General features: G+C 63.3%; 22 protein-coding genes and 1 tRNA gene. 16 read left to right on the forward strand and 7 right to left on the reverse strand.

Annotated features, from left to right (window positions below; genetic code table 11):
- The first annotated feature begins 6 nt into the window (after positions 1-6).
- The 8 genes from rpmG (at position 7) to GT613_RS08065 (ending at position 4283) form a co-directional block, all read left to right on the forward strand.
- Positions 7-156 (forward strand): 50S ribosomal protein L33, encoded by a 150-nt coding sequence (rpmG, locus tag GT613_RS08030; RefSeq protein WP_009306293.1) that lies wholly within the window; start codon positions 7-9, stop codon positions 154-156.
- A gap of 24 nt (positions 157-180) precedes the next feature.
- Positions 181-257 (forward strand) — tRNA-Trp (locus GT613_RS08035).
- A 106-nt stretch (positions 258-363) separates the two neighbouring features.
- Entirely contained in the window at positions 364-819 is a 456-nt protein-coding gene (gene secE / locus GT613_RS08040) for a preprotein translocase subunit SecE (RefSeq protein ID WP_009306292.1), read from the forward strand.
- Between the two features lie 4 nt (positions 820-823).
- Positions 824-1354: a transcription termination/antitermination protein NusG gene (gene nusG / locus GT613_RS08045; RefSeq protein WP_009306289.1), complete on the forward strand. Its 531-nt coding sequence runs from the start codon at positions 824-826 to the stop codon at positions 1352-1354.
- A gap of 116 nt (positions 1355-1470) precedes the next feature.
- Positions 1471-1971, forward strand: coding sequence for a 50S ribosomal protein L11 (gene rplK, locus GT613_RS08050; RefSeq protein ID WP_009306288.1), 501 nt, complete (start codon positions 1471-1473; stop codon positions 1969-1971).
- Between the two features lie 114 nt (positions 1972-2085).
- Entirely contained in the window at positions 2086-2799 is a 714-nt protein-coding gene (gene rplA / locus GT613_RS08055; RefSeq protein WP_009306286.1) for a 50S ribosomal protein L1, read from the forward strand.
- Positions 2800-3040: 241 nt separating this feature from the next.
- Positions 3041-4015, forward strand: a complete 975-nt coding sequence (locus GT613_RS08060) for an SPFH domain-containing protein (RefSeq protein ID WP_192935122.1) — start codon at positions 3041-3043, stop codon at positions 4013-4015.
- Between the two features lie 55 nt (positions 4016-4070).
- Positions 4071-4283 (forward strand): hypothetical protein, encoded by a 213-nt coding sequence (locus tag GT613_RS08065; protein ID WP_009306281.1) that lies wholly within the window; start codon positions 4071-4073, stop codon positions 4281-4283.
- 45 nt (positions 4284-4328) lie between these two features.
- On the opposite strand, the gene GT613_RS08070 is transcribed toward GT613_RS08065, so the two are convergent.
- On the reverse strand, positions 4329-5651 hold the full coding sequence (locus tag GT613_RS08070) for a hypothetical protein (RefSeq protein WP_086414438.1): 1323 nt from the start codon (positions 5649-5651) through the stop codon (positions 4329-4331).
- A gap of 185 nt (positions 5652-5836) precedes the next feature.
- Between GT613_RS08070 and map the strand changes: the two genes are divergently transcribed.
- Positions 5837-6607, forward strand: coding sequence for a type I methionyl aminopeptidase (gene map, locus GT613_RS08075; RefSeq protein ID WP_009306278.1), 771 nt, complete (start codon positions 5837-5839; stop codon positions 6605-6607).
- A gap of 38 nt (positions 6608-6645) precedes the next feature.
- Here map and GT613_RS08080 read toward each other — a convergent pair whose 3' ends face one another.
- Entirely contained in the window at positions 6646-6981 is a 336-nt protein-coding gene (locus tag GT613_RS08080; protein ID WP_114516333.1) for a DUF1648 domain-containing protein, read from the reverse strand.
- 58 nt (positions 6982-7039) lie between these two features.
- Entirely contained in the window at positions 7040-8326 is a 1287-nt protein-coding gene (locus GT613_RS08085) for a carboxylate--amine ligase (protein ID WP_161172580.1), read from the reverse strand.
- A 258-nt stretch (positions 8327-8584) separates the two neighbouring features.
- Between GT613_RS08085 and asnB the strand changes: the two genes are divergently transcribed.
- Both asnB and GT613_RS08095 read left to right on the forward strand, forming a co-directional pair.
- A complete protein-coding gene (gene asnB, locus GT613_RS08090) occupies positions 8585-10546 on the forward strand; it encodes an asparagine synthase (glutamine-hydrolyzing) (protein ID WP_009306275.1) in 1962 nt (653 codons plus the stop codon).
- Between the two features lie 1641 nt (positions 10547-12187).
- Positions 12188-14038, forward strand: coding sequence for an FAD-binding protein (locus GT613_RS08095; protein WP_009306274.1), 1851 nt, complete (start codon positions 12188-12190; stop codon positions 14036-14038).
- A gap of 41 nt (positions 14039-14079) precedes the next feature.
- On the opposite strand, the gene GT613_RS08100 is transcribed toward GT613_RS08095, so the two are convergent.
- Positions 14080-14985, reverse strand: coding sequence for a LysR family transcriptional regulator (locus GT613_RS08100; RefSeq protein WP_009306273.1), 906 nt, complete (start codon positions 14983-14985; stop codon positions 14080-14082).
- A gap of 39 nt (positions 14986-15024) precedes the next feature.
- Positions 15025-17127 (reverse strand): murein biosynthesis integral membrane protein MurJ, encoded by a 2103-nt coding sequence (locus GT613_RS08105; protein ID WP_009306272.1) that lies wholly within the window; start codon positions 17125-17127, stop codon positions 15025-15027.
- Positions 17128-17194: 67 nt separating this feature from the next.
- On the opposite strand from GT613_RS08105, the gene GT613_RS08110 reads away from it, so the two are divergent.
- Positions 17195-18091, forward strand: coding sequence for an NAD(+)/NADH kinase (locus tag GT613_RS08110; RefSeq protein ID WP_009306271.1), 897 nt, complete (start codon positions 17195-17197; stop codon positions 18089-18091).
- A gap of 114 nt (positions 18092-18205) precedes the next feature.
- Here the strand turns inward: GT613_RS08110 and GT613_RS08115 are convergent, their stop codons facing one another.
- A complete protein-coding gene (locus GT613_RS08115) occupies positions 18206-18982 on the reverse strand; it encodes a hypothetical protein (RefSeq protein ID WP_009607901.1) in 777 nt (258 codons plus the stop codon).
- Between the two features lie 185 nt (positions 18983-19167).
- Here GT613_RS08115 and GT613_RS15470 point away from each other — a divergent pair, with 185 nt between their 5' ends.
- From GT613_RS15470 to GT613_RS08135, 4 genes are all read left to right on the forward strand, one after another.
- Entirely contained in the window at positions 19168-19743 is a 576-nt protein-coding gene (locus tag GT613_RS15470) for a helix-turn-helix transcriptional regulator (protein ID WP_009306269.1), read from the forward strand.
- A gap of 204 nt (positions 19744-19947) precedes the next feature.
- Positions 19948-20688, forward strand: a complete 741-nt coding sequence (locus GT613_RS08125) for a hypothetical protein (protein ID WP_009306268.1) — start codon at positions 19948-19950, stop codon at positions 20686-20688.
- A gap of 70 nt (positions 20689-20758) precedes the next feature.
- Positions 20759-21349, forward strand: coding sequence for a hypothetical protein (locus GT613_RS08130; RefSeq protein ID WP_139019511.1), 591 nt, complete (start codon positions 20759-20761; stop codon positions 21347-21349).
- Positions 21350-21408: 59 nt separating this feature from the next.
- On the forward strand, positions 21409-22833 hold the full coding sequence (locus tag GT613_RS08135) for a hypothetical protein (protein ID WP_009306267.1): 1425 nt from the start codon (positions 21409-21411) through the stop codon (positions 22831-22833).
- A 96-nt stretch (positions 22834-22929) separates the two neighbouring features.
- Here GT613_RS08135 and GT613_RS08140 read toward each other — a convergent pair whose 3' ends face one another.
- The gene (locus GT613_RS08140) at positions 22930-23484 is read right to left on the reverse strand and encodes a Hint domain-containing protein (RefSeq protein ID WP_009306266.1); all 555 of its coding nucleotides are present in this window, start codon (positions 23482-23484) and stop codon (positions 22930-22932) included.
- Positions 23485-23494: the final 10 nt, after the last annotated feature.

Genomic DNA, 23494 nt, shown 5'->3' on the forward strand with positions numbered 1-23494 from the left:
GAATTCATGCGTACGTTGGTCACTTTGGCGTGCACGGAGTGCAAGCGCCGTAACTACACGACCAAGAAGAACAAGCAGAACAATCCTGATCGTATCGAGTTGAAGAAGTACTGCAAGTGGTGCAAGTGCCACACGGTGCATAAAGAAACCCGATAGCGCGTCAGAGGTTTGCACGAGCATAGGCCAGTAGCTCCAATTGGTAGAGCGGCGGTCTCCAAAACCGCATGTTGGGGGTTCGAGTCCCTCCTGGCCTGCCAGCTCGAGTATATGAGCAGCTTGCATCAGGTTGCTTGGATGAGCAGCTTGTGATCAGGCTGCTTGTTTGGCGTTTACACGGATACGAATCCCCGGTTAAGGAATCAGATGGCGAAGAAATCAAAGACACAGCGAGCGAAGGCATCTGCCGCACGCGCAGCCCGCAAGGAGCAGGCGCTGAAGGAAGAGGCCGCTGCCAAGGCGAACAAGAACGCCGAGGCCGATGCTGCTGCGACCGAGGCGCCTAAGAAGCGGTTCTTCAAGAAGGCCGAGAAAAGCGACGCGGCCGTGGACGGCGGCAAGCAGGCGAAGGCCTCTGCGAAAGCCGTCGAGAAGAAGGTCGAGAAGGCTCCTGAGAAGAAGCCTGCAAAGAAGCGTCGTTTCGGGTTTCTCAAGGACGTTCGCTCGGAGCTCAAGCGCGTCACGTGGCCGACCAAGCAGGACGTCCTGCGCTGGAGCGTCGTCGTGGTAGTCGCGCTCGTGTTCTTCGGCGTGTACGTTGCCGTGCTCGACAACGTCGTCATCACGCCGCTGCTGATTGCAATTTCCGGTTTGGGGGTCTAAGCGCATGGCGAAGAAGTGGTACGTCCTGCACACGTATTCAGGATACGAGAACAAGGTCAAGAAGAACCTCGAGACGCGCATCGAAACGATGGGTCTCGAGAACAACGTCTTCGGCATCGAGATCCCGACTGAGATGGTCACCGAGATCAAAGAGGGCGGCCGTCGCGTCGAGAGCGAGAAGAAGGTGTTCCCGGGTTACGTGCTGGTTCGCATGGAGCTGGACGATCGCAGCTGGGCTGCGGTTCGCAACACCCCGGGCGTGACCGGCTTCGTGGGTGCCGACGGCAACCCTGCGCCGCTCACGCGCGACGAGTACAACAAGATCATGAAGCGCACGAGCCGCGAGGCTCCGAAGAAGACTTCGTCGAGCCTGGAAGTGGGGCAGTCGGTGAAGGTGGTCTCGGGTCCGCTCGCCGAGTTCGACGGCGTGGTGTCCGAGGTGTCGCCCGATGCCGGCAAGGTGAAGGTCATGGTCTCCATCTTCGGCCGCGAGACTCCGGTCGAGCTTTCGTTCGATCAGGTGGCCAAGATTTAAAGGTGCGAACACAAGCGGCGTCGCGTGCCCGCGTGGACCGGGGCTTCTCATTCGACCCATGCCGCTTTGTTGATAGATTTGTCTAGATGATTTTACTCAGCTGAAAGGAAGCTCTCATGGCTGAAAAGAAGCAAACCGGCTTTATCAAGCTGCAAATCCCCGCGGGTGCCGCCAACCCGGCTCCTCCGGTCGGCCCGGCCCTCGGCGCCCAGGGCGTCAACATCATGCAGTTCTGCCAGGCGTTCAACGCCCAGACGCAGGACCAGTCCGGCACCATCATCCCGGTCGAGATCACGGTGTACGAGGACAAGTCGTTCACCTTCGTGTGCAAGACCCCGCCGGCGGCCGTCCTCATCAAGGAGAAGCTGAACATCAACAGCGGTTCCGGCCTGCCGCACGTGCAGCCCGTCGGCACGCTCACGGAGGATCAGCTCCGCGAGATCGCCGAGATCAAGATGCCCGACCTCAACGCCAACACCATCGAGGCCGCCATGGAGATCATCGCCGGCACGGCTCGCAGCATGGGCGTGCGCATCGAGGGTCGCGAGATGAAGATCAAGTACGTGCCCTCCAAGAAGGTCGCGGCCATGCTTCAGGGCAAGACGCTGGAAGACTAGCCTCCAGCTGCCCGACGTAGGGAATGACCGGCCGCCGGAAAGGCGGCCGTTGTTCGATAGAACGCAGTGGAAGGGCGCCGAGGGCGCTCGCTACTCACCACGAAAGGAAGAACCATGACGAAGCTTTCCAAGAACTATCGCGCCGCTCTCGAGAAGGTCGGCGAGGAGACCCGCGCCCCCCTCGAGGCCATGGCCCTCGTGAAGGAGGTCTCGTTCGCGAAGTTTGACGAGACGGTGGAGGCGGACTTCCGCCTGGGCATCGACACCCGTCAGGCCGATCAGCAGCTCCGCGGCACCGTGAGCCTGCCGAACGGCTCGGGCAAGACCGTCCGCGTGGCCGTGTTCGCCGAGGGCGAAGCCGCCCGTGCCGCCGAAGAGGCCGGTGCCGACATCGTGGGCACCGACGAGCTGACGCAGCAGATCCAGGCCGGCGAGTTCAACTTCGACGCCGCCGTGGCCACGCCCGATCAGATGGGCAAGGTCGGTCGCCTGGGCAAGATCCTCGGTCCCCGCGGCCTCATGCCGAACCCGAAGCTGGGCACCGTCACCAACGACGTGGCGAAGGCCATCAACGAGCTCAAGGGCGGCCGCGTGGAGTACCGCGCCGACCGTTACGGCATCGCGCACGTCATCCTCGGCAAGGTGAGCTTCACCGCCGAGCAGCTGGCCGAGAACTACGGCGCCGTGTACGACGAGATCCTCCGCATGAAGCCGGCCGCCGCGAAGGGCAAGTACGTGAAGTCCATCACGGTGTCCTCCACGATGAGCCCCGGCGTGAAGGTCGATCCGTCCGTGAACCGCAACTACACGGAGCCCGCCGCTGAATAAGCGCACGAGCGCGAACTATGAAAAGGAGCCGAGAGGCTCCTTTTCTTTTGCATCATGAACGAACAAATGTTTCACGTGAAACACTCTGAGACGCCTATGCTCGACGGGGAGGAAGGCGATGCGGAGCCCCTCGCCCCCACGCTTCCTATAACGATTTCAATGTGATATCATATTCGTATCACCTCGCTGAGGTGGCGGGCGAGCGCATGGGGCGCGGAGCCTGAGAGAGAAAGGGATCATCATGTCCGTCGAGAAGACCTTTCATGCAAGGAGCGGCTGGCCGATGCTGGCGCTTCTGCTCGCCGTCGTCGCGCTGTGCGTCGCGTTGATCGTGACGGGGGCGACCATGGCTCCGCCCGATGATGCGCCTATCACGACCGCGACGCAAACGCTCGGCATTGCGCTGCTGGTGGCGGGCATCGTCGCCGTATGCGTGGCGCCCGTCCTGCTGCTGATGGGCTTCTTCACCATCCAGCCGAACCAGGCGCGCGTGCTCATCCTGTTCGGCGACTACAAGGGCACCGTGCGCGACGAAGGTTTCCACTGGGCCAACCCGTTCTACTCCCGCAACGCTGGCTCCACGGTCGACGTGGCCACGGGCAAGCCCATCGCGAAGTCCACGAAGGTCTCGCTGCGCGCCCGCACGTACAACGGCGAGCACCTCAAGGTGAACGACAAGTGCGGCAACCCCATCGAGATCGCCGACGTCATCGTATGGCGCGTCGAGAACACGGCGAAGGCGCTGTTCGATGTGGACGACTACAACACCTACGTGCATACGCAAAGCGAGACGGCGCTGCGTCATGTGGCCACCACGTACGCCTACGACCAGATGCCCGGCGAGCCCGAAGGCGAGATCACGCTGCGCAGCAACATCGAGGAGGTGTCCGAGGCGCTCAAGGAAGAGTTGGCGGTGCGCCTGGAGAAGGCCGGCGTGGTCATCGACGACGCGCGCCTCACGCACCTGGCGTACGCGCCGGAGATCGCCCAGGCGATGCTGCGCCGCCAGCAGGCCGAAGCCGTCATCGCCGCCCGCGAGAAGATCGTGCAGGGCGCGGTGAGCATGGTGGACATGGCGCTGGCCGAGCTGTCGGCGAAGAACGTGGTAGACTTGGACGACGAGCGCAAGGCCGCCATGGTGTCGAACCTCATGGTGGTGCTCTGCGGCGAGTCCGACGCGCAGCCCGTGCTGAACACGGGAACGCTGTACCAGTAGGAAGGAACGCTGCGGCGCGGCGCCACGCGCCGTGCCGCAGCTTCGGTGGCAAGCTATGGCGAAGCGAAAACAGTATCCCCTGCGCATCGATTCGGAGGTGTGGGCCGGCATCGAACGGTGGGCCGCCGACGATTTGCGCAGCGTGAACGCCCAGGTGGAGTTCATCCTGCGCCGGGCGCTCAAGGACGCGGGGCGCCTCAAGGACGAAGGCGGCCGGCAGCCCGGGCATCCGGGACGCACGGGAGACGAAGAAGCGCCCGCGGAGTGATTCCGCGGGCGCTTCCGTTCGTTCGGGCAGGAAAGGGGAGGGCGGTTACGCCAGCACCTCTTCGCGCTCGACGACCTCTTCCAGCTTCTCGCGCGCCGGAGCGCGGGAGGAGTCGTGCTCGGAGCCCTGCACGCGGCCGAGCTTCGTGTTGTCCTCCTTGCGGTTGCGCAGCGCGCGCACCGGGCTGGGCTGGTCCTCGATGCGGTAGTCCTCGCCGTCCTTCTTCTGCGCCTCGCGGATGACGCGGTGGCTGGGCACGTTCTGAATGCGGCCGTTCACCTGGTCGTTCCAGCCGAAGAAGCGGTAGTCGCCGGGCAGCTCGTCCAGCTCGACGAACTCCTCTTCCTTCGCGGTGAGGGTCGCCTGCTCGTCCAGCACCTCGCGCACGTAGTCCTTCGTGGGGTGGAAGTCCAGAAGCTCGGGGAACTCGCCGTCGGGGATGAGCGACTGCCATTCCATGTTCTCGTGCTTGTACAGCAGGTCGGCGGCCTTGTGCAGGTGCCCGACTTCCTGCTCGAAGTGCTGCTCCCAGATCTTCTTCACGTACGGGTCGACCTCGGTCTCGTAGAACGAATAGTACAGGTACGTCTCCATGTACTCGCGCAGAAGCAGGTTCTGCAGCCAGGTGGCCGAAGGGTCGAGCAGCGCGCCGTAGTGCGTGACGTGCTCTTCCTCGACCATGCCGATTTCCAGGTAGAGGTCGCGCGCGACGCCTTCGGGCTGCGTGTTGCCCAGGTTCATGTAGAAGTTCATGGTCTGCTGCTCGCCGGCCGTCAGGATGAGCGCGCCGAGGATCGTGCGGATGTCGGCGGTCTTGGCGTTGCGCGGGGCGCGGACCGAGTCGAACGGATGGCGATGGTGCGCGACGGTGGGACGGCCCGGCGTGATCTCGATGGTGTCGAGCACGAGCTCGTGGGCGGGCAGGTCCTCGTCGACCTTGAGCAGGTTCGCGTAGCGGTACAGGTGGTCGAAGTCCTCGAGCAGGGCGAAGTCCATGCAGGATTTCGCGTACGCGTCGGGCTCGTGCATGGCGAGCCAGGCCGTGAGGTCGACGGCCAGCTGCTCGTAGCCGATGGTGGTCTCAAGCGGCGTCTCGTCGGAGGGCGACAGCCAGTTCACGTGCTTCTGCTGGCCGGCCTCGATGCGGCGCATGAGCGCGAGGTCGCGGCGCAGGTCGTTGTCCTCGCAGTTGCGGTTGAAGTTGTGGCCGAACATCACGGCTTCCACCTCGATACCGTTCATGAGGATGATGCGCGCCTTGGTGTACGGATCGGTTTCCAGCTTCTTGTAAGGGCGGGGCGAAAGATCCTTCCAGTCCAGCATCATGTCCTCAAGGGATTTCGTCGGTTTCTGGTCAAACGGGTTCATAGAGCCTCCTGTTCGTTTGCTGACGGTTGCCCTTGCCATGCTAGAGGCGGCGCTCGCGCGCGTTGCCGCCCGCCGCGGAGGCGTTTCGGGGTCGTGGGAGGGATGTAACGGCCTCGGAAGCCGGGGCGGCAGTGCTATACTGGGCGACGGCAAACAACGGCGTACAAGGCAAGGTGCGAACGCGTATGATCATCAGGAAGTCCCCGGCCGAGATCGAGGCCATGAAGGAAGCGGGCCGCGTGTCGGCCAAGGTGCTGCGCGAGGTGGGCGCGCAGGTGCGGCCCGGCGTGTCCACGCTCGAGCTGGACGAGCTGGCCGAGGCGCTCATCCGAGCGGAAGGCGGCGTGCCCGCGTTCAAGGGCTACGGCGGGTTCCCCGGCTCCATCTGCGCATCGGTGAACGAGCAGATCGTGCACGGCATCCCTTCGCGCAGCGTGGTGCTCAAAGAGGGCGACATCATCTCCATCGACACGGGCGCCATCGTGGACGGCTGGGTGGGCGACAACGCGTGGACGTACGCGGTGGGGAAGATCTCGCCGGAGAAGAAGCGCCTGCTGGACGTGACCGAGCGGTGCATGTGGGCCGGGCTTGACGCCGCGCGACCGGGCAACCGGCTGGGCGACATCGGCCACGCCGTGCAGAGCGTGGCCGAGGAAGCGGGCTACGGCGTGGTGCGCGAGTACGTGGGGCACGGCATCGGGCGCGACATGCACGAAGACCCCAACGTGCCGAACTTCGGCCGCAAGCACACCGGCGTGAAGCTGGAGGCGGGCATGGTGCTGGCCATCGAGCCGATGATCAACCTGGGCACGTACAAGACGCGCCAGATGCCCGACGGATGGCTGGTGTGCACGCGCGACGGCCTGCCGTCGGCGCACTTCGAGAAGACGGTGGCCATCACCGAGGACGGCCCCGTGATCCTGACCACCGAAGAGGGGCATAGGCGACCGGTGTAGAAAAATGTCCCCATTGGGAACAGGTGCCTTTTGGGCATTTACACACCGGTTGCCATCCAGAGGATGAAGACGAGTTGCAAGACGTTGAACCAGACGAGGGCGAACATGAGGGCGATGCGTCCGCCGTGCGCATAGGAGCCGTGTCGCGCGGTCAGCTTGTCCATGAACGCGTACAGAATCGTGAACAGCGCTCCGCACCCCACGATGATGAAGGTCGGCTCAAACGCGCCGACCTTCGAGCCCACGCGATCGACGCCGCCTGCGCCTGCGTGAAGCGGGATGGTGTCGGGCAGCACGAACAGAACGGCGAGCCCGGTCATGACGAACGGGAGCAGCGTGAGCGCGATCATCGCGATCAATCCCGAACGTTTCATCCTTGCTCCTTCTTCACGCAAATGTTCCAAATGAGGACCGTCCCCTTATGGGATTTCGCTACTTCAGCTGCTTGCCGTCGGTGTCCCAGTAGAAGCGCTTGAACTTGGGGATCTGGTTCACGTGCATCACCTTCGCCCAGACGTTGTGCATGAACGAGTCGGGCGCGTAGTGCAACGGGTAGGGCTCGGGGGTGCGGCGCAGCGTCTCGAGGGCCTGCTGCAGGCGCGCGCGGTTCTCCATGCTGCGATCCAGCACGTAGCGCGGCACGCAGCTGTAGACGAACGGATCGTACGCCTCGCGGTAGTCGATGGTCTCGCCCAGCAGGAACTCGCGCACGATGAGCTCGACGAAGTTCTGGCCGCCCAGGCTCATGTAGTACGTGTTGCGGCCGCAGCGCGTGTTCACCTCGAAGAAGCGGAACGAGCCGTCGCGCTCGTCCAGCTTGATGTCGAAGTTCGCGAAGCCGCGGTAGCCCGTGCGTATGAGGAAGCGCTTGGCGCACGCGATGATCTCGGGCTCGCGCTCGCCCATGATGCACAGCGGGTTGCCGAGTGCTGTGGGGTCGTGGTCCTGCAGGCATACGACACCGCCCGACACCACGCGCACCTCGCCCGAGGCGTCCGAGAATGTGGTGAGCGTGCGGATGGCGTCGTCGCCGCCGGGGATGAAGTCCTGCAGCACCAGCTCGTTGTCGTAATCGGAGGTGCGGATGTCGCGCCACACCTGAGCCAGCTCCTCGGCGCTTTCGATCTCGTAGATCTTGCGCTTGCGGGGGATGTCGGCGTCTTGGAACTGCGCCGAGTTCGACGGCTTCGCGATCAGCGGGTAGGGGAAGTCCTGCACCGGCAGCTCGGCTGGGCCGCTCTCGCCGCAGTCGAAGTACCAGGTGCGGGGGTAGGGGATGTCCAGTTCGTCGCACAGCTCGTAGAAGCGGCGCTTCTGCGTGATGTCGTCGAGCAGGTCGAAGTCGATGTAGGGAACCGTGTAGCCGGCCGCTTCCAAGCGCGGCTTTCCCGACGACAGCATGCGCGCGTGGCAGTCGTCGCAGCCCAGCACCAGCAGCACGCGGTCGGGGTCCTCGGCGCGCACTTGGGCGGCCACGCGCTCGAGCGCGTCGTAGAGGCCTTCCGGCTCGTGGATGAGCGGCTCCAGGCGGTAGTCGGTGAAGCGGCTCGACGACAGCATCTTGATGTCCTGCGTGGCCAGCACGATGGTGCGCTCGACGCCGTAGGCGCGGTGCAGCTCGCGGACGTAGCTGTAGGCCAGGATGTCGCCGCCTACGACGACGGGCTGCAATCGGCGCGCGACGTCGGCGGTAGATGCGATGCGGGGTGAAGCGGGCATGTCGGGTTCTCCTTATGTACGGTATACCGCAGCATTATCCCATAGCTCGCTTTCGGCGTGGCGCGGGAAGCGAATCTCCGTGAAGAGCCGAGAAACGCGGGGCGGCGATCCGTTGGCCGCGGGCTGGGGGCTGCGTCTGGATATGGGGTTTCCATCGCCGCCCTTGGGGATTGCGCGGCGGTGGCGTATCATACCGAAGGATATGAACGCACCCGCCGCGCGAGAAGCGCAGGCGCGCACGCAGGAGGAGCCGATCATATGTGCGGATTCGTGGGATTCACCGCGGTCGATTACGATACCGATACCAACAAGGCCGTTGTCAAGGACATGGCCGATCGCATCGCCCATCGCGGGCCCGACGACGAGGGCTTCTTCGTGGACGACGACATCGCCATGGGCTTCCGCCGCTTGAGCATCATCGACCTCGAGGGCTCGCGCCAGCCCATGCAGAACGCCGACGGCACGGTGACCGTCACGTTCAACGGCGAGATCTACAACTTCCAGGAGCTGCGCGCCGAGCTTGAGGCGCTGGGCTACGAGTTCGTCACGAACGGCGACACCGAGACCATCGTCCACGGCTACGAGGCGTGGGGCACCGACGTGTTCGAGAAGCTGCGCGGCATGTTCGCCATCGCCATCTGGGACGCGCCGAAGAAGCGCCTCGTGTGCGCGCGCGACCTGTTCGGCATCAAGCCGTTCTACTACCAGCACGACGGCAACCGTCTGATCTACGGCAGCGAGATCAAGGCGTTTCTGGCGCACCCGGCGTTCAAGAAGGAACTCAACCGCGAGATGCTGCCGCAGTACCTGTGCTTCGAGTACATGAACGACTCGCAGACCATGTTTAAGGACGTGCACAAGCTGTTGCCCGGCCACTTCATGGTGTTCGAGGGCGGCAAGCTGAACGTCGAGTGCTACTACCATATCACGTACAAGATCGACGAGTCGAAGGGTCTGGACGAGTGGGCCGACGAGATCAACCGCGTGTTCGACGAGTCGGTGGCGGCGCATGAGATCGCCGACGTGGAGATCGGCAGCTTCCTGTCGGGCGGCATCGACAGCTCGCTGGCCGCGTACTGCATGGGCCAGCACGCGCCCGACATCAAGACGTTCTCGGTGGGCTACGATATCGGCTGCGAGGACAAGCTGGCCGAGATCAACGCGCTGCCCGACTTCGACATCAAGCTGAACGAGCTGGACGACGCCACCGCCTTCGCCGAGTGGGCGAAGCTGCCGAACTGGCAGGTAAAGGTAGACGCGCAGGAGTTCCTTGACATCGTGCCCACCGAGCAGTACCACATGGACGAGCCGCTGGGCGCACCCAGCGCCATCCCGCTGTTCTTCGTCAGCAAGCTGGCGCGCGAACAGGTGAAGGTGGTGCAGTCGGGCGAGGGCGCCGACGAGCTGTTCGGCGGCTACTGGATCTACCACGACCAGTTCGAGTTCGACAAGTACTTCAAGGTGCCGCGCCCTTTGCGCGCCGCCGCGGGCGCGGTGGCCGAGAAGCTGCCGTCCTTCCACGGGCGCCGCTTCGCCATGCGCGGCTCGGGTGGGCCGGAGAAGAGCTACCAGCGCGCGAGCATGAACTACATGTGGGACGAGATCCCCAACGTGCTGAAAGACTACGACGGCCCCTGCAAGCCGTGGGAGTGGTGCAAGCCGCACTTCGACGAGGCCGCGAAGCAGAACCTGGACATCATCACGCAGACGCAGTACGTGGACATGGTCAGCTACATGCCGTTCGACATCTGCCTGAAGGCCGACAAGATGTCCATGTCGCAGTCGCTTGAGCTGCGCGTGCCGTTCTTGGACAAGAAGGTGCTCGACGTGGCGCTGCAGCTGCCCACGGCATGTCGCGTGGACGACGACCACGCGAAGTACGCGCTGCGCGTGGCCGCCAGCAAGCTGGGCTTCCAGAAGAAGGTGGCGAACATGCCAAAGCAGCCGTTCATCACGCCTTTGACCGTGTGGCTGCAGACCGACCTGTACTACGACCGCATCAAGCAAGCGTTCACGGGCGAGGCCGCGCACGAGTTCTTCAACGTGGACTACCTCGTGCAGATGCTCGACGACCACAAGTCGGCCGACTTCAGCACGGTCGAGGGTCGCGGCAAGCTCAAGATGATGCGCATCTGGAACATCTACTGCTTCCTGTGCTGGTACGAGGTGTTCTTCGGGAAATCGAGCGAGCAGCTGAAGCCGAAGACGCAGGTGGCGTAAAGCGACTGTGTTGGAGTGTGCGCGCCCGGCCGACCAGCCGGGCGCGGTGCGTTTCGGGGGAGGGCCGTCCGGCGCGCGCGAGGAAGATCGGTGTCCTGAGCGGGGTGCGTTCGAAATTTTGGCAAGATCACGTCCATATGCGAGCCTTTGCGCGCCTTCGGTCGGCCATGTCCGCCGGTGCGATTGTGAAACCGCAGGTCGGACGACTTCCGGACTGCTATATTCTTGAGTGAGGATAGCCATATCGGCCTGATCATACCAGGATTCCGCGGCGGCCATGTGCGCGCTGCTTGCCGTATCGGGCGGCTTGTCATCGGCCGAATTTGCACAAAAAGCGTCGACGTTCGATGTTGTGAACGCTCGCGCTTCTTCTTGCCCGCTTGTTCGTCGGCGTTTTCCCTGCACGTTGATTGCGGGGGAGGCTTTGGCTGGGGCGATGGTCGAGCAAAGCATCCAACGTCGGCGATTTTTGTTCAGGAGACGCCCTTTTCGTTGCAGTCATGATGACGGCAGGGCCTTCTTTGCGAAAAGCGGCGGCGGAGGATGCTGCAAATTCGACTGAGTGCGAATCAAAGGCGAACATGATCGATGCGGGAGGTTCGCACCCGATGCGGGATCGATTCGATCGTCGAGGTTGAGACAGTGCGGTTGGCTGCTTGCACGGAATGCAGGATATTGTGCTCGATTCCTTCTCTATGCCATGATCGTTGCGGTCGCATCCTCATGCAGGGCGCGGGGATTGAAATTCGATTGGCTCAAGGCGGCAGACCCGAAGCTTGAAGTCGCACCCCCATGCAGGGCGCGTGGATCGAAGTCTCTACGGGATCGAGCCGGTCAAGGCGTCCGGCGGTCGCACCCTCATGCAGGGCGCGTGGATTGAAATTGGTATCGAAGTCACTGCGCCACAGCCATGCCGACGGTCGCACCCTCATGAAAGGTGCGGGGATTGAAATCGGTTTCGGGCCACTCCGCTCCGCCCCTTCCGCTCTTCGTGTGCAGCAAAAACGAGGTTTTGGCAGTCTTGACCGCTTGGGACGACGTGTTTTCGAGGTCGGGTGCCGTGTTTCCGGGGCGCGGTCGAGTGTCATCTGGGGTTTTGCCGCGGTGCCGTCTCGGGTGCGAGGACTCCTCGTGCCAAAACCTCGTTTTTGCTGCACATCGCCTTGTGAAAACGTGCGGCGGGGCATTTTTCAGGCAGCTGTGGGGGCGGGTTGGGCGCGAAACGGCTCCCATGACAATCGCAAGGCGGCTTCGACCTGCTTTGACGCGCCTTATCGCCTCATGCGGTCGTATGATCCCAGGTGACGAAATCCACGTGCGACCGTCGATACCCGACTCGACCGCCGAAACTGTCATAGGAGCCGTTTCGCGTCCAACCCGCCAACCGCCCGCCAACCCGCCAACCCGTCGACGCAGCGCCTCCCCGCCATCCCTCGCGCAGCTGCGACAGCGCTCCCTTGCGACAACGAGAAGTTGCCGGGCCGTCAATGCATGCATGACGGGGGAGGCGACCGCCCCATGATACGCTTGCAGCGTTGAAACACGTGTTGAACGAAACATCGCCTCGAGGGACATCAGCGACGATGCCTGGGCCTTGCACGGCTTTGGCACCGCATACATTCGAGTGACCGGAGGGATCACGTGGATACGTCTGCAACAACCAATCATGGGGAATCGAACAACGCGAACGGCGGCTTCTCGCGCAGGACGTTCGTCAAGGGCGGCTTGGCCGCCGGCGTCGCTGCGCTGGGCGGAATGGCGCTGACGGGATGCGCCGCAGCACCGGCTTCATCGAAGCAGGCGGCTGCCGCCGACGCCGCCGCTCCGACCGACGAGATCACCGCGCGCCTGGTGGAGCGCGTGCACGACGCCAACCTGCCCGACGCGGCGCCCATCCTGCCGGTGGAGCCGCCGGCGTCGTGGGACGACGAGGCCGACGTGGTCATCGTCGGTGTGGGCGGCGGCGGTATCGTGGCCACGGCGTTTCTCGCCCAGCAGGGGCTCAAGGTCATCGGCATCGAGAAAGAGGGCCAGGTGGGCGGTGCGAGCCGCCATGCCTGCACGTTCGCCAACGTGTTCGGCGGCTCGAAGGACCAGAACGCGCTGGAGTTCAGCGTGCCCACGTTCCCGCCCGACGTGAAGGCGTTCACCCGCATGTACGAGGAGCAGAACGCCTACTCCATCGACGAGAAGTTCCTCATGAACCAGCTGCTCATGTCCGGTCCCGCGTGCGACTGGATCATGGAGCAAGACGGCATGAACATGGAATGCTTCGGGCCCATCTGGCACGACGCCGACGTCCACGCCGGCAAGCAGAGCGTGGTGCTGGGCATGAACAACCCCACGAACGCCATGGAAGCCGTTGCGCTGGCAGCGGGCGCCGACATCCGCCTGTCCACGAAGTGCGAGAAGCTCGTGGCTGACGGCGGTCGCGTGGTGGGCGTCGTGGCCAAGGGGCCGGATGGCAAGGAGCGCTACGTCAAGGCCGAGAAGGGCGTCATCCTGTGCGCGGGCGGCTTCGGCATGAACCGCGACCTGATCCGCGCCTACCTGCCGAGCGCCTACGAGGGCACCGTGCAAGGCGGTCCCATGCCGTCGCATACGGGCGAAGCCTTCCGCATGGGTCTGGGCATGGGCGCCGACTTCTCCGGCTTCGATTCGTGGAGCTGTTGGGAAGGCGCCATCGACGAGGAGACGGCCGGCGGCGACGGCCAGTTCTGGCACTATTTCTGGCACGGCGAGCGCCAGCTGTTCCACAACCCGTGGCTCATCATCGACAAGCGGGGCAACCGCCAGCCGTACTTCGCAGCCACGCAGGAGCTGTTCGCGAACCCGGGCGGGCAGATGGGCGACCTGAGCAACTGCGCGGCCTGGATGTCGGCGGTGGGCCACCATGTGTACTCCATATGCGACTCCGACTTCCCGACCACCGTGTTCGAGAAGAACGTGCTCACCGACGAGGGCACCGACCGCAACCGCATTCCCATCACCGACCCGAGCACGCTGATCGACACGAAGGGCCTCGTGTCGGCAGACTGGCTGGCCGAGGTCGACGAGGCGGTGGAGCGCGGCGCCGTGAAGAAGGCCGACACCATCGAGGAGCTGGCCGATATGCTGCTGCTCGACCGCGACGTGCTGGTGCGCGCGGTGAAAGAGTACAACGAGCTGTGCGAGAAGGGCGTGGATGACGAGATGTCCACGCCGTACGACCCCTCGTGGCTGCATCCCGTGGTGAAGCCGCCGTTCTACGGGGCCATCATCGGCAGCCAGATGGCGAAGACGATGTGCGGCCTGCGCACCGACGAGCATCTGCAGGTCATGCGCGAGGACGGCTCGCTCATCGAGGGTTTGTACGCCAACGCCACCACGGCAGGCGGCCTGTCGGGCGAGGCGAACTACGGTTGCTTCTGGAATTCGACGGTGTTCGGCGGCGTGGGCACCAGCTGGATCACCGGGTGGATCGCGGCGAAGTCGCTGTTGGACGCCCAGTAGGGTTGCGTCGGCGCGTCGGATCGGCTTCCGGCGCGCCGCGCTCAGCGCCGCATGCCGTTGCGGATGAAGCCGACCAGCTTGAGCGCCAGCGGCTTCGCAAGCGTCTCGCGATAGGCGAGGCACAGGGGCAGCTCGATCCGGTCGCTCGGATGGAACGGCAGGAAGACCGACTGCGGGTAGGCCTTCTCCATGCGCGGATCGAAAGGCTGCAGATGCACCCCGCCTCCGCTGCAGAACGCGTCGATGGCCTCGTCGTTCAACGGCACTTCGCGAAAGCTCGGATCGAAGCCGTGCTCGTGGCAGGCGGTAATGAAGGCGTTGGTGAACAGATCGAAGTCGAAGGGGCTTCTGATGGGAACCCCTTCGAGGTCGGCGATGCGGACGGACGCCCGCCTGCCGAAGGGGTTGGACCTCAGCGTGATCACGCGCGTCTCCACGGGGCCGAGCGGCACGAGCCTGATGCCGGGGCGCTTGTAGGTTCCGTGCACGAAGCCGAGGTCGATGGCTTCTTCCTCCAGGGCGTTCAGGATGGCGGTATCGGACATCTTGAACGTGGAGACGGAGCACCCAGGCGTGCGGTAGACGAACTCGTCGATGAGCGCCACCGCTTCGTGACCCTTGTTGAAAAACAGGTAATCGAGCGGGAACGACTTGAACGCGATGGCCAGCGATTCCGTCTGCCGCGCGCCCGCGCCCTGCGCTTGCACGTACAAGTCGATCTCGTCCAGCTCGCGCAGCACCGCTTCGGCGTGAACGAGGATCTCGCGGCCGTTTTCGGTGAGGCGCATCCCGTCGTCACGGTCGAACAGCTCGAACCCCATCTCGTGCTCGAACGAGCGGATGGCCTTGGAGACGGCCTGCTTGGAGACGTACAACTCCTCGGCGGCCTTCGCCGCGCTTCCGCAATGCGCCACGGCCGACAGGTATCTCAACTGATGAAGCTCCACGCAGCACCTCCCCTGTGCTCGCTTGCGCCCGCGCAGGCGCTATCCGCGTCCCAGCTTGCCCTTCACCTTGCCCACGATGGAGCCGACGAAGGCGGCTTCGGGCACGCGCAGCTTGATGGACAGGCCGAACGTCACCACAAGCGCCACGATGCCACCGGCCAGCACGTAGGCGAGGGCCTGCGGGATGGAACCGGACAGCGGCGCGACGAACATCTGCAGCGCGAACAGCACGCCGCTGCCCGCAGCGGCGCCCAGGCCGCCGAACAGAAGGCCGCGCGCGCACGCTTTCGCCACCGACCGCAGGCCGAACGGCCCGAGGCGGCGGCGCAGGTAGGCGAACAGGCACACGTCGGCAACCACGTAGAACAGCACCTCGGCCGCCGCGATGATCTCGATGGGGAAGCGCTCGACGTTGGCCGCGCCGAACATCGTGAGCGCGATCTGCGCCGCACCGGCCACGAAGTTGAACGCCGCGAACACGCCCATCTTCCGCAAGCTGGAGAAGATCTTCTGCAAATACGTGTTCACGCCGTACACGGGCAGGGCGAAGGCCAACACGGTCATGTACGTGGCGATGGAGTTGACGTTGTCCATGGTGAACGCGCCTGCATGGTACAGGGTGACCAGCGGCAGCGCGAACACCATGAGGTACAGCGCGAAGGGGATCATGAAGAACAGGATCTGGTTCGTGCCGCCGATGATGCCGCGCTTCACTCCTTCGGCGTCGCCTTCGGCCTGCATGTCGGCAAGTTCGGTGAACATGGCGGTGGTGATGGGCACCGCGAGAAACGCGTAAGGGAGCGTGAACCATTGGCGCGCGTACAGCAGGATGGAGGGGCCGTTGTCGGAGAACCCGTAAGCCGCCGCCGTCTGCACCGAAACCACGATGGTGGAGCACAGCATGACGAACAGCGCGGGGATGCCCAGCCCCAGCGTCTCGCGTAGCGCGGGGTCTCGGAAATCAACGCGGGGACGTATGCGGATGCCGTTCTTCTTGAGCGCCGGCAGCTGGATGGCCAGCTGCACGAACACGCCCAGCGGGTTGCCGATGGCGATGATATACAGCGCCATCTCCTGGTTCTGCGGCGCCACGACGGCGTACAGGATGAACGTGGCGATGACGATGACGTTGTTCGCCACGGGCGCGATGGACGACCACAGATAGTCGCGATTCGCGTTGAGCAGGCCCGACACGATAGCGCACGCTCCATAGAACACGATCTGAATGGCGAAGAACTGGAAGAAGAACACCGACTGGGCCATCTCGGTTTGATCGGAGTAGAAGCTTTGCGTGTAGATGGCCACCGACGGGAACGCGATGCACAGCGCGGAGATGATGCCGAGGAACAGCACCACGAGCGTGAGCAGGTTCGACGCGTACTGGTTGCCGGCCTGCTGCCCCAGTTTCTTCTTCACCGACAGGTACACGGGCAGAAACGCCGTCACGAGGATGCCGCCCACCACCATCTCGTACAGCATGTTCGGCAGCCCGTTCGCCACCTGGTACGAGCTGGACAGCAGCGTCGATCCCAGCGCGAACGCCATGATCCACGTGCGAGCGAAGCCGGTGATGCGCGAGATCATCACGCACACGCTGATGAGCGCCGCCGACGACCCGACAGCGGCGGCGGTGTCTTCCGGTTCGTGTTCTGGCTGCGGGACGCGGGTCAGCGTGCGATCGGCGCCCGCGTGCTTGCTGATGATGGGAAGCTCCGAGGTCGATCCGGGAAACGCCGCCCGCTCGGCGCGTGAGCTGGGCACCGAGCGGCGTGCGGCTTCGCGCGGATCGGGGGTCGAGGGCTCGAAGGGGTCTCGAGGCGGCGTGGTGCGGTCGAGGCCGGCGTGGCGGCCGCCGATGCGGATCTCCGAGGTTTCTCCGGGAGCGGCCGCGCGCAGACGCGCTTTCGCGCTCGTCGGATCGAGGCGAGGCTGCGGCTTGGGAACGACCTGCTGGGCCACGGCCGCCGCGATGACGGTGCGGTCGAGCCCGGCGTGGCGGCCGCCCACCCTGATCTCCGACGTCGAACCGGGGTCGGCAGCGCGCACGTGCGTGCGCTGGGGGCGTCGAGGCGCTTCGGCGGGCTGCTCGAGTGCCGGTTCGGCAACGCGCGTGTGTTGAGCTCGTGCGAGCTTGTCGGACATGGACGAACGCTTCCTCATGCTTCGGATATAATGACCCCATCATAGCAAACCCGGAAAGAAGACCCTCATGCACATCCTCATCGTACGCAATAATTCCAACTCGCAAGCCGTGGACGCATCGCTGCTGCTCGCAACGTATTTGGCCACGCAGGGCCTGGACTACACGCTGGTCGATTCGTCCGATCTGTCGTGCCGCTGCGACCATGAGGAGCTGAACGGAGCGCTGGCGTCGGGCGTCGAGATGGCGGTTGTGCTGGGAGGCGACGGCACCATCCTGCGCACGGCTCGCCAGATCGGGACCTCGGGCGTGCCCGTTCTCGGCATCAATTTCGGACGGCTGGGCTTTCTGGCGAACACGGGCGATGAGGGCGTGATCGCCGTGGTTGCGTCGGCGCTGGCGGGCGACGTGGTGGCCGAGCAGCGCACGAACCTGCGCATCGACGTGGTGTGCGAGGGCGAGCCCGACCCGTGGGGCGACGACGATGAGGCGGCGGCGCACGACGTGGACGATCCGGCGCGCACGTTCTTCGCGCTCAACGAGCTGGCCGTGACGCGCGGCGCCAACGGGCGCATCATCGACTTCTCGCTGGGTATCTCGGGCGCGCACATCGCCGACATGCGCGGCGACGGGCTGGTGGTGGCAACGGCCACCGGATCGACGGCTTACGCGCTGTCGGCGGGCGGGCCGCTGGTGGCTCCCGGCTTCAACGGCCTGGTGGCCGTGCCGCTGGCGCCGCACACCCTGCATTCGCGCGCTATCGTGACGGCGGCCAACGACGTGGTGGAGATGGACCTGTCGCTCAACCGAGATCCCCGCGAGGCCGCGCTGTTCGCAGACGGCGAGCTGCTCTCGTTCGACGCGCCGGTGAAGCGCGTCTACGTCAGCCGCGGAGCCGTTCCCACCACGCTGCTGCGCTACCGGCATGACGGATTCTACGAGCACGCCGCCAAGGTGTTCTTCTAAGAGGTTGGCAATGCCCCTGCGGCAGTCGCAACCCATCATCGCCCGAAAAACGCGCTCCAGCCGCTGAGGCGTGTTTTTCGGGCGATGATGGGTTGCGGCCCGGGAGGGGGGCGCTTACAGCCAAAGGCGGTAGGCGGTACTGCTTGAGAAATCGACCATCTGGATGCAGAAGTCGGAGGGATCGAGCTCGTCGAACGAGTTTTGGTCTTTCAAGGCGTTCTTGTTGACTTTGAACGGCAGGATCAGCGTCTGTGACTCTCCTGGCTCGATTCGGAGCAATTCGTCACGATTGTAGTTTTCGTTCGCGAACACGAATGCGTCGTCAAGCACCACTCCGGCTCCTAAGCTGTCGTCTATATAGTCGAGGTTTTCGCTCCACAACGTAACATGCTCAAGGGGCAGCTTGTACCATTGCTGTATAAGGTTGTCGGAGGCGTTGGTTATGGTTACGGTGACCGCTATAAGCTCGCTGCCGTCGTATACCGGGCGGTACGTCCCTGCGTATTCGGGATACCATTCAGCGAAGCCCTTGGTCGTGATGGTTTTGATTTCGGACACGGATAGGTCGATGTCGGGGCATTCGTACTCCCATTCGCCGTTCTCTTTGTAGAAGTCTACCAATTCGGAAGGGGTGCGTTCCACCTCGTCCGGATGTCTGACGTAACGTTGGCCTTGCGTGATGTTCCTTAGCTTCATCGTTGATCCCGGATCGAAATCGACGATCTTAGATAACCCGTATCCGGTTTCAGAATAGAGCCCGTCGCCGATGCGGGGCTCGGGCTCGCGGGGATCCCCTGGGATGTAGCGTCCCACGAACCAGCCCATCACGAGGGCTACGACGATCAAGCAGACGGTTCCTGCGGCTATGCGGACGGTTCGCGTGTTCTTCATGACGGCCTCCTCCGGTCGGCGGCGATCGGGTCGGTTCCCGATTCGATTCGAGCCGAACCTACCATTGCGCAAGGCGAAGCTGCAACGGTGATTTAATTCACCCCTGCTTTGATCTGGGTCGCATGCTATTGTAGGATCCAAGTTGGGGACGGCGGAACGCGCATGGCTTCGAGAAGGAAATCGGTATGACGGACATAATAGCAACGGCGGTGATCCTTGTCTGCGTCGGCGCGACGTTTTGCGCCACGTGCTATGCCATCGCGCGTTTCGCTTACTTCGATCGGCGTGCGCGAGCGGATTTGCTTCTCGCGTTCTACTGCGTTGTCGTGTTCGCCGGTGCGGTGGTCGGGTGCCTCGCGTTCACCGAAGCGTACGGAAACGTCGTGTCTGCCGCCTTCGCAGCCCTTCTGTGCGGATGCTCGGCAGCGGTAGGCGCGCTTCTGCGGAAAACGTGGGCTCAGACCGATGAGCTGGAGCGGCGGCGCGTTGAGGATTTGCGGGGGCTCGTCGATCGCTACCGCACGGAGGAGGGCTCGATCGAGTCACGGTGCGCGCATGCGGCGCGGACGTTCGATCTGACGCGGCGCGAGGAGGAGGTTCTGGCGCTGCTGCTCAAGGGCTGCACCCGTTCCGAGATCGCGCGAGAGTTGTTCGTATCGGGCGATACGGTGAAGACTCACATCCGCAACCTGTACCGCAAAACGGGCGTAACGGGAAAGGACGAGCTTGTTCAGGCGATAGGGGGAAGCGGCCTTGTTTAGGGCTTCCTCGCCCTTGGCACCTCATTGCAGAATAATTCATACCGCCTGATCGTATAGGCAAAATTGTCATCGTTTGAATAATTTTTTAGTGGCTCCAAATATTCCTTCAAACGCCATTGACTTGCCATCGCCCGTGGCGTATCTTAGCTAACTAAGTTTTCGTGTTTACGACAGGGGGACTGTCGAATAAGGGGTACAGTACGTATGAGCGAGCAAGACACGACGAGCACGCAGAGCCTTCCAGTAGATGATGCCGAACCAAATGCCACTCAACGCCAGACGGGCGGCGACAACGCTGCCGACGATGTCGCGCAGGGCAATGGTTTCGGCGCGACTTCTGATCCGGCATCTGTCGACAACGCTTCCGATGCCGGGGCTTCAAACGCTTCGCATCCCATTTCCAACATAGCTGCCGACGCCGCCAAGAATACCGGCAAGATCCTCGGCATGTCCAAGCATGTATTCGCCGCGCTGGTGGCCGTTGTCGCCGTGGGCGCTGCCGTAGGGGTTGGCGTCGTGCTGACGCAGCAGCCTGCGCTGGAAGACTGGTACGACTCGAACGCCGCGCAAGGCCAGTTCGAGGGCAAGTCGAAGGAAGAGATCCAGGCGGCGCTTAACGAGGAAGTGGCGAAGGGCATGATGAACATCTCCATCGCGGCGTCCATCACGTTCGCCGACGGCTCGTCCGAGGGCGAGGCGCGCATCGAGAACATCGCCGCGAACCCGATGGATCAGAAAGTGGTCATCACGCTGAAAGATTCGGGCGAGACGGTGTACGAGTCGGCTGCCATAGCGCCCGACCAGCATATTCAAACGATCAAGCTGACGAAGGATCTTGATCCCGGACAGTACGCCGCCGTGGCCACGTTCACCGGCTACGATCGCGAGACGCACAAGCAAACCGGCCAAGCGGCCGCTGAAATTGTTTTGAACGTCGAAGGCTAAGGGGCTTTCGACGCGGAAGATACGTAGAGCGCATCCGACAACGTAAGGGCACGTTAGAAAGGGAACTATCATGAGCAAGCTTACGAATTTGAAAAAGGGTATCGTTGGTGTTTGCGCGGCAACAATGCTAACGGGGCTATGCGCAGCTCCGGCGTTCGCGGTAACTGACAAAACGATACAGGGCTCAAATAATACTGCGGCCACGGGTACTAGCTCGGTCGATGTGACGGCGACAATAAATATTTCGGCAACAGTGCCTACGACCCTCCCCATCTCGATTACCAACGACACCATAACGGGACCTGGCGATTTTTCCATAGGCAATACCACCAAGGGCTTCGATGTTGCGTTGACGGATGTCAAGGTGACGAACAAAACTGATAATAATTTTACCTTAGCCTCTTCCGACACGACATTGGCTCCTAACGCATTGTGCGTGACCATATCGCAAAAGAATGATGTTACAAAGAAAACAGTGCTTACTGAGTCGAGCGCAACTGGTTTGAACTGGACTATAGGAAAAAGCACTGATGGGACGACGGCAACGCCTTTGGCTTTGACGATGGATATAAAATCAGGCACTCTGGATAAGACTTTTCTTTCCAGCTATTTTACCAAGGCTTCAGCATTCGACGTCGCTTGGACTATTGGGCTAGCGTAGAACTTACCCGACTGCAATAGAAATGGTTTCGATTTATGACGAAGCCGACAGCATATAGTATGCCCCCATGGAAAGCCGCGCTGAGGATCAGCGCGGCTTTCGCGCTTTGCGCGCTGTTGGTGTTCGGGTTGTTATGGCCGGTGCCGTTTTCGTTTGCGGCCGAGAAGGACGCGGGCGGTTCCGAAGCGGTCGAGGAGCCTGCGGCTCCGAAGACGCCGGTTGACGATATCGACAACGTTGTGGTCGAAGCGCCTTCGCACGCTCCCGCTCCAAGCGAGCCGAAGCCCCAATCCCGGCCTCTGCCCGACGCCGAGCCGGTTGCCCCCGATGCTCCCATCGTTCCCGAATACGAGCGTGCATGGCCTATCGGTGCGGACGATGCCTCGGCGGTGTTGGCTGAGCTGTGGCCCGACGGGACGTTCGTGGTCGACGGGTCGGGGGAAACGGTCGCGTTCGACGACGTCAAGGATGTCCCCTGGCTGGCGGCAGGCGTGGCCGACGACATCAAGCGCGTGATCTTCGCCGACAAGGTGGAAGCGACGAGCTTGGCTCATTGGTTCGAGGGATGCTCGAACCTGAGCGAGATCGCGAACGTGCCCGCCAGCGTCGAAGATCTGACGCGCGCGTTCTACGATTGCCCGAAGCTCGTCGAGCTTCCCGACGAATTCGCATTCGCCGACGAGGCGGTCGCGGATGAATGCTTCGGCTTCGAGGAGCCGGCCGAAACGCTGCTGGCCACGGTGTATCGCGGCGCGGACGAGAACGTGCTGAGGTACGCATGGAATCTCGACGGGCGCGAGCTTGTGAATCCCGATGCGCCGGAGCTGCCGACGGTTGAAGAGCCGGATGATTCCGCGGAGCCCAAGGATCCCGTCGAGTCTGAAACGCCCGAAGACTCCGAGGGCGTCGAGGATCCCGACGATTCGAAGGACCTCGATGCTTCCGCGGACGAATCTGTAGAGCAGCCGGCGGACGAGCTTACCGACAAGCTCGCGAACGCGCCCGCCGAAGAGGCGCCCGTCCCCGAACCGCCTGCCGAGCCGGAATCCGAACCTGCGCTCGCACCCCAAGAGGAAGCCCAGGTCAACATCACCGTCCCTTCGTCGGTTTCCATGGTTCTGAACGCCGAAGGCGACAACACCGCTCTCATCCCCGTTGCGGCGGCGAACCGCTCGGAACGCAACGTGGCCATCGTGGGCGTTCGTCTCAAGCGCGCCGACCAGGACTTGCCGGGGGGCTCGTGGTCGCTCACCACCGAAAGCGGCTCCACGACATTCGTGCAGGACGCGCGCTTCACACCGCTGGGACTTGAAGCGACGTTCGACCGGCCGGTGCTGCTAGCTGCAGGCGATGAGAACACGATGCTCGTGTGGCACGGAACGTTCACCGACTACGGTATGAAGACGCTGCTCAACGCCACGATCGACGCGGACGGCAACAGCTTCGCCTACGGCTCGATGATCTGGATCGTCGCCGCCGCGTAACGACGACGGGAGCATCTTCGCCCGAAAAACACGCCTCAGACGTTGGAGCGTGTTTTTCGGGCGAAGATGAGCCGCTGCGGGGGCAATCGTCTCGGGCTACATCGAATCGCGGCGCAAGCGCTCCGCTTCGGCGAGCAGCTCGGCAGGAACGCTGGCTGAGCTGCGAATCTCGTCAGATGAGCGCATAAGGCGCCCTTGCTCGTTGTCGTCGCCCACAAGCAGCCCGTTCGCGAAGAATACGCTCGATCCATCCAGAACCAGGTTGTATACCTCGAAATCGTGCGAAACGCACCCGATGGCTTTTCCGAGCGTCAGATTGCTCGTCGCGGGCTCGTGCGGAGCGAGCTCGATGCTTTCGATGGCGACGCAGCCGCCCTCCGTGCGAAGCCGATCGTCCACGACGACCTCGCTGCATCGCTTGACGCCCTTGTCGGTGAACAGGGGGTGGTTCCCCGTCGCGACGAGGTTGCCGCCTTGCGCGAGCCCGATGCGAACCAGCTCGGGCTCGCGCCCTTTGATGATGTCGCGTATATGCGCGGTTCCTGTTTCGGTTCTTACCAAATCGCCGATACGCAGGTCGCGAATGGGGCGCTGGCTGCCATCGGCCATGAGCACGAGGGTTGACGCTTCGACGCAACAACAACCGTTCATCTTGCACCGC

The sequence above is a fragment of the Eggerthella sp. BIOML-A4 genome, from assembly GCF_009875575.1.
GTDB classification, from domain to species: Bacteria; Actinomycetota; Coriobacteriia; order Coriobacteriales; family Eggerthellaceae; genus Eggerthella; species Eggerthella lenta.

What these genes read in the sequence shown, in the direction of transcription:
- GT613_RS08060 (WP_192935122.1), top strand. Translation starts at nt 3,041, where the DNA reads ATGTCCGTCGAGAAGACCTTTCATGCAAGGAGCGGCTGGCCGATGCTG.
- map (WP_009306278.1), top strand. Translation starts at nt 5,837, where the DNA reads ATGATCATCAGGAAGTCCCCGGCCGAGATCGAGGCCATGAAGGAAGCG.
- GT613_RS08065 (WP_009306281.1), top strand. Translation starts at nt 4,071, where the DNA reads ATGGCGAAGCGAAAACAGTATCCCCTGCGCATCGATTCGGAGGTGTGG.
- GT613_RS08115 (WP_009607901.1), bottom strand. Translation starts at nt 18,982, where the DNA reads ATGAAGAACACGCGAACCGTCCGCATAGCCGCAGGAACCGTCTGCTTG.
- GT613_RS08130 (WP_139019511.1), top strand. Translation starts at nt 20,759, where the DNA reads ATGAGCAAGCTTACGAATTTGAAAAAGGGTATCGTTGGTGTTTGCGCG.
- rplA (WP_009306286.1), top strand. Translation starts at nt 2,086, where the DNA reads ATGACGAAGCTTTCCAAGAACTATCGCGCCGCTCTCGAGAAGGTCGGC.
- secE (WP_009306292.1), top strand. Translation starts at nt 364, where the DNA reads ATGGCGAAGAAATCAAAGACACAGCGAGCGAAGGCATCTGCCGCACGC.
- GT613_RS08105 (WP_009306272.1), bottom strand. Translation starts at nt 17,127, where the DNA reads ATGTCCGACAAGCTCGCACGAGCTCAACACACGCGCGTTGCCGAACCG.
- rplK (WP_009306288.1), top strand. Translation starts at nt 1,471, where the DNA reads ATGGCTGAAAAGAAGCAAACCGGCTTTATCAAGCTGCAAATCCCCGCG.
- GT613_RS08135 (WP_009306267.1), top strand. Translation starts at nt 21,409, where the DNA reads ATGCCCCCATGGAAAGCCGCGCTGAGGATCAGCGCGGCTTTCGCGCTT.
- rpmG (WP_009306293.1), top strand. Translation starts at nt 7, where the DNA reads ATGCGTACGTTGGTCACTTTGGCGTGCACGGAGTGCAAGCGCCGTAAC.
- GT613_RS08085 (WP_161172580.1), bottom strand. Translation starts at nt 8,326, where the DNA reads ATGCCCGCTTCACCCCGCATCGCATCTACCGCCGACGTCGCGCGCCGA.
- GT613_RS08125 (WP_009306268.1), top strand. Translation starts at nt 19,948, where the DNA reads ATGAGCGAGCAAGACACGACGAGCACGCAGAGCCTTCCAGTAGATGAT.
- GT613_RS15470 (WP_009306269.1), top strand. Translation starts at nt 19,168, where the DNA reads ATGACGGACATAATAGCAACGGCGGTGATCCTTGTCTGCGTCGGCGCG.
- GT613_RS08140 (WP_009306266.1), bottom strand. Translation starts at nt 23,484, where the DNA reads ATGAACGGTTGTTGTTGCGTCGAAGCGTCAACCCTCGTGCTCATGGCC.
- GT613_RS08080 (WP_114516333.1), bottom strand. Translation starts at nt 6,981, where the DNA reads ATGAAACGTTCGGGATTGATCGCGATGATCGCGCTCACGCTGCTCCCG.
- nusG (WP_009306289.1), top strand. Translation starts at nt 824, where the DNA reads ATGGCGAAGAAGTGGTACGTCCTGCACACGTATTCAGGATACGAGAAC.
- GT613_RS08110 (WP_009306271.1), top strand. Translation starts at nt 17,195, where the DNA reads ATGCACATCCTCATCGTACGCAATAATTCCAACTCGCAAGCCGTGGAC.
- GT613_RS08070 (WP_086414438.1), bottom strand. Translation starts at nt 5,651, where the DNA reads ATGAACCCGTTTGACCAGAAACCGACGAAATCCCTTGAGGACATGATG.
- asnB (WP_009306275.1), top strand. Translation starts at nt 8,585, where the DNA reads ATGTGCGGATTCGTGGGATTCACCGCGGTCGATTACGATACCGATACC.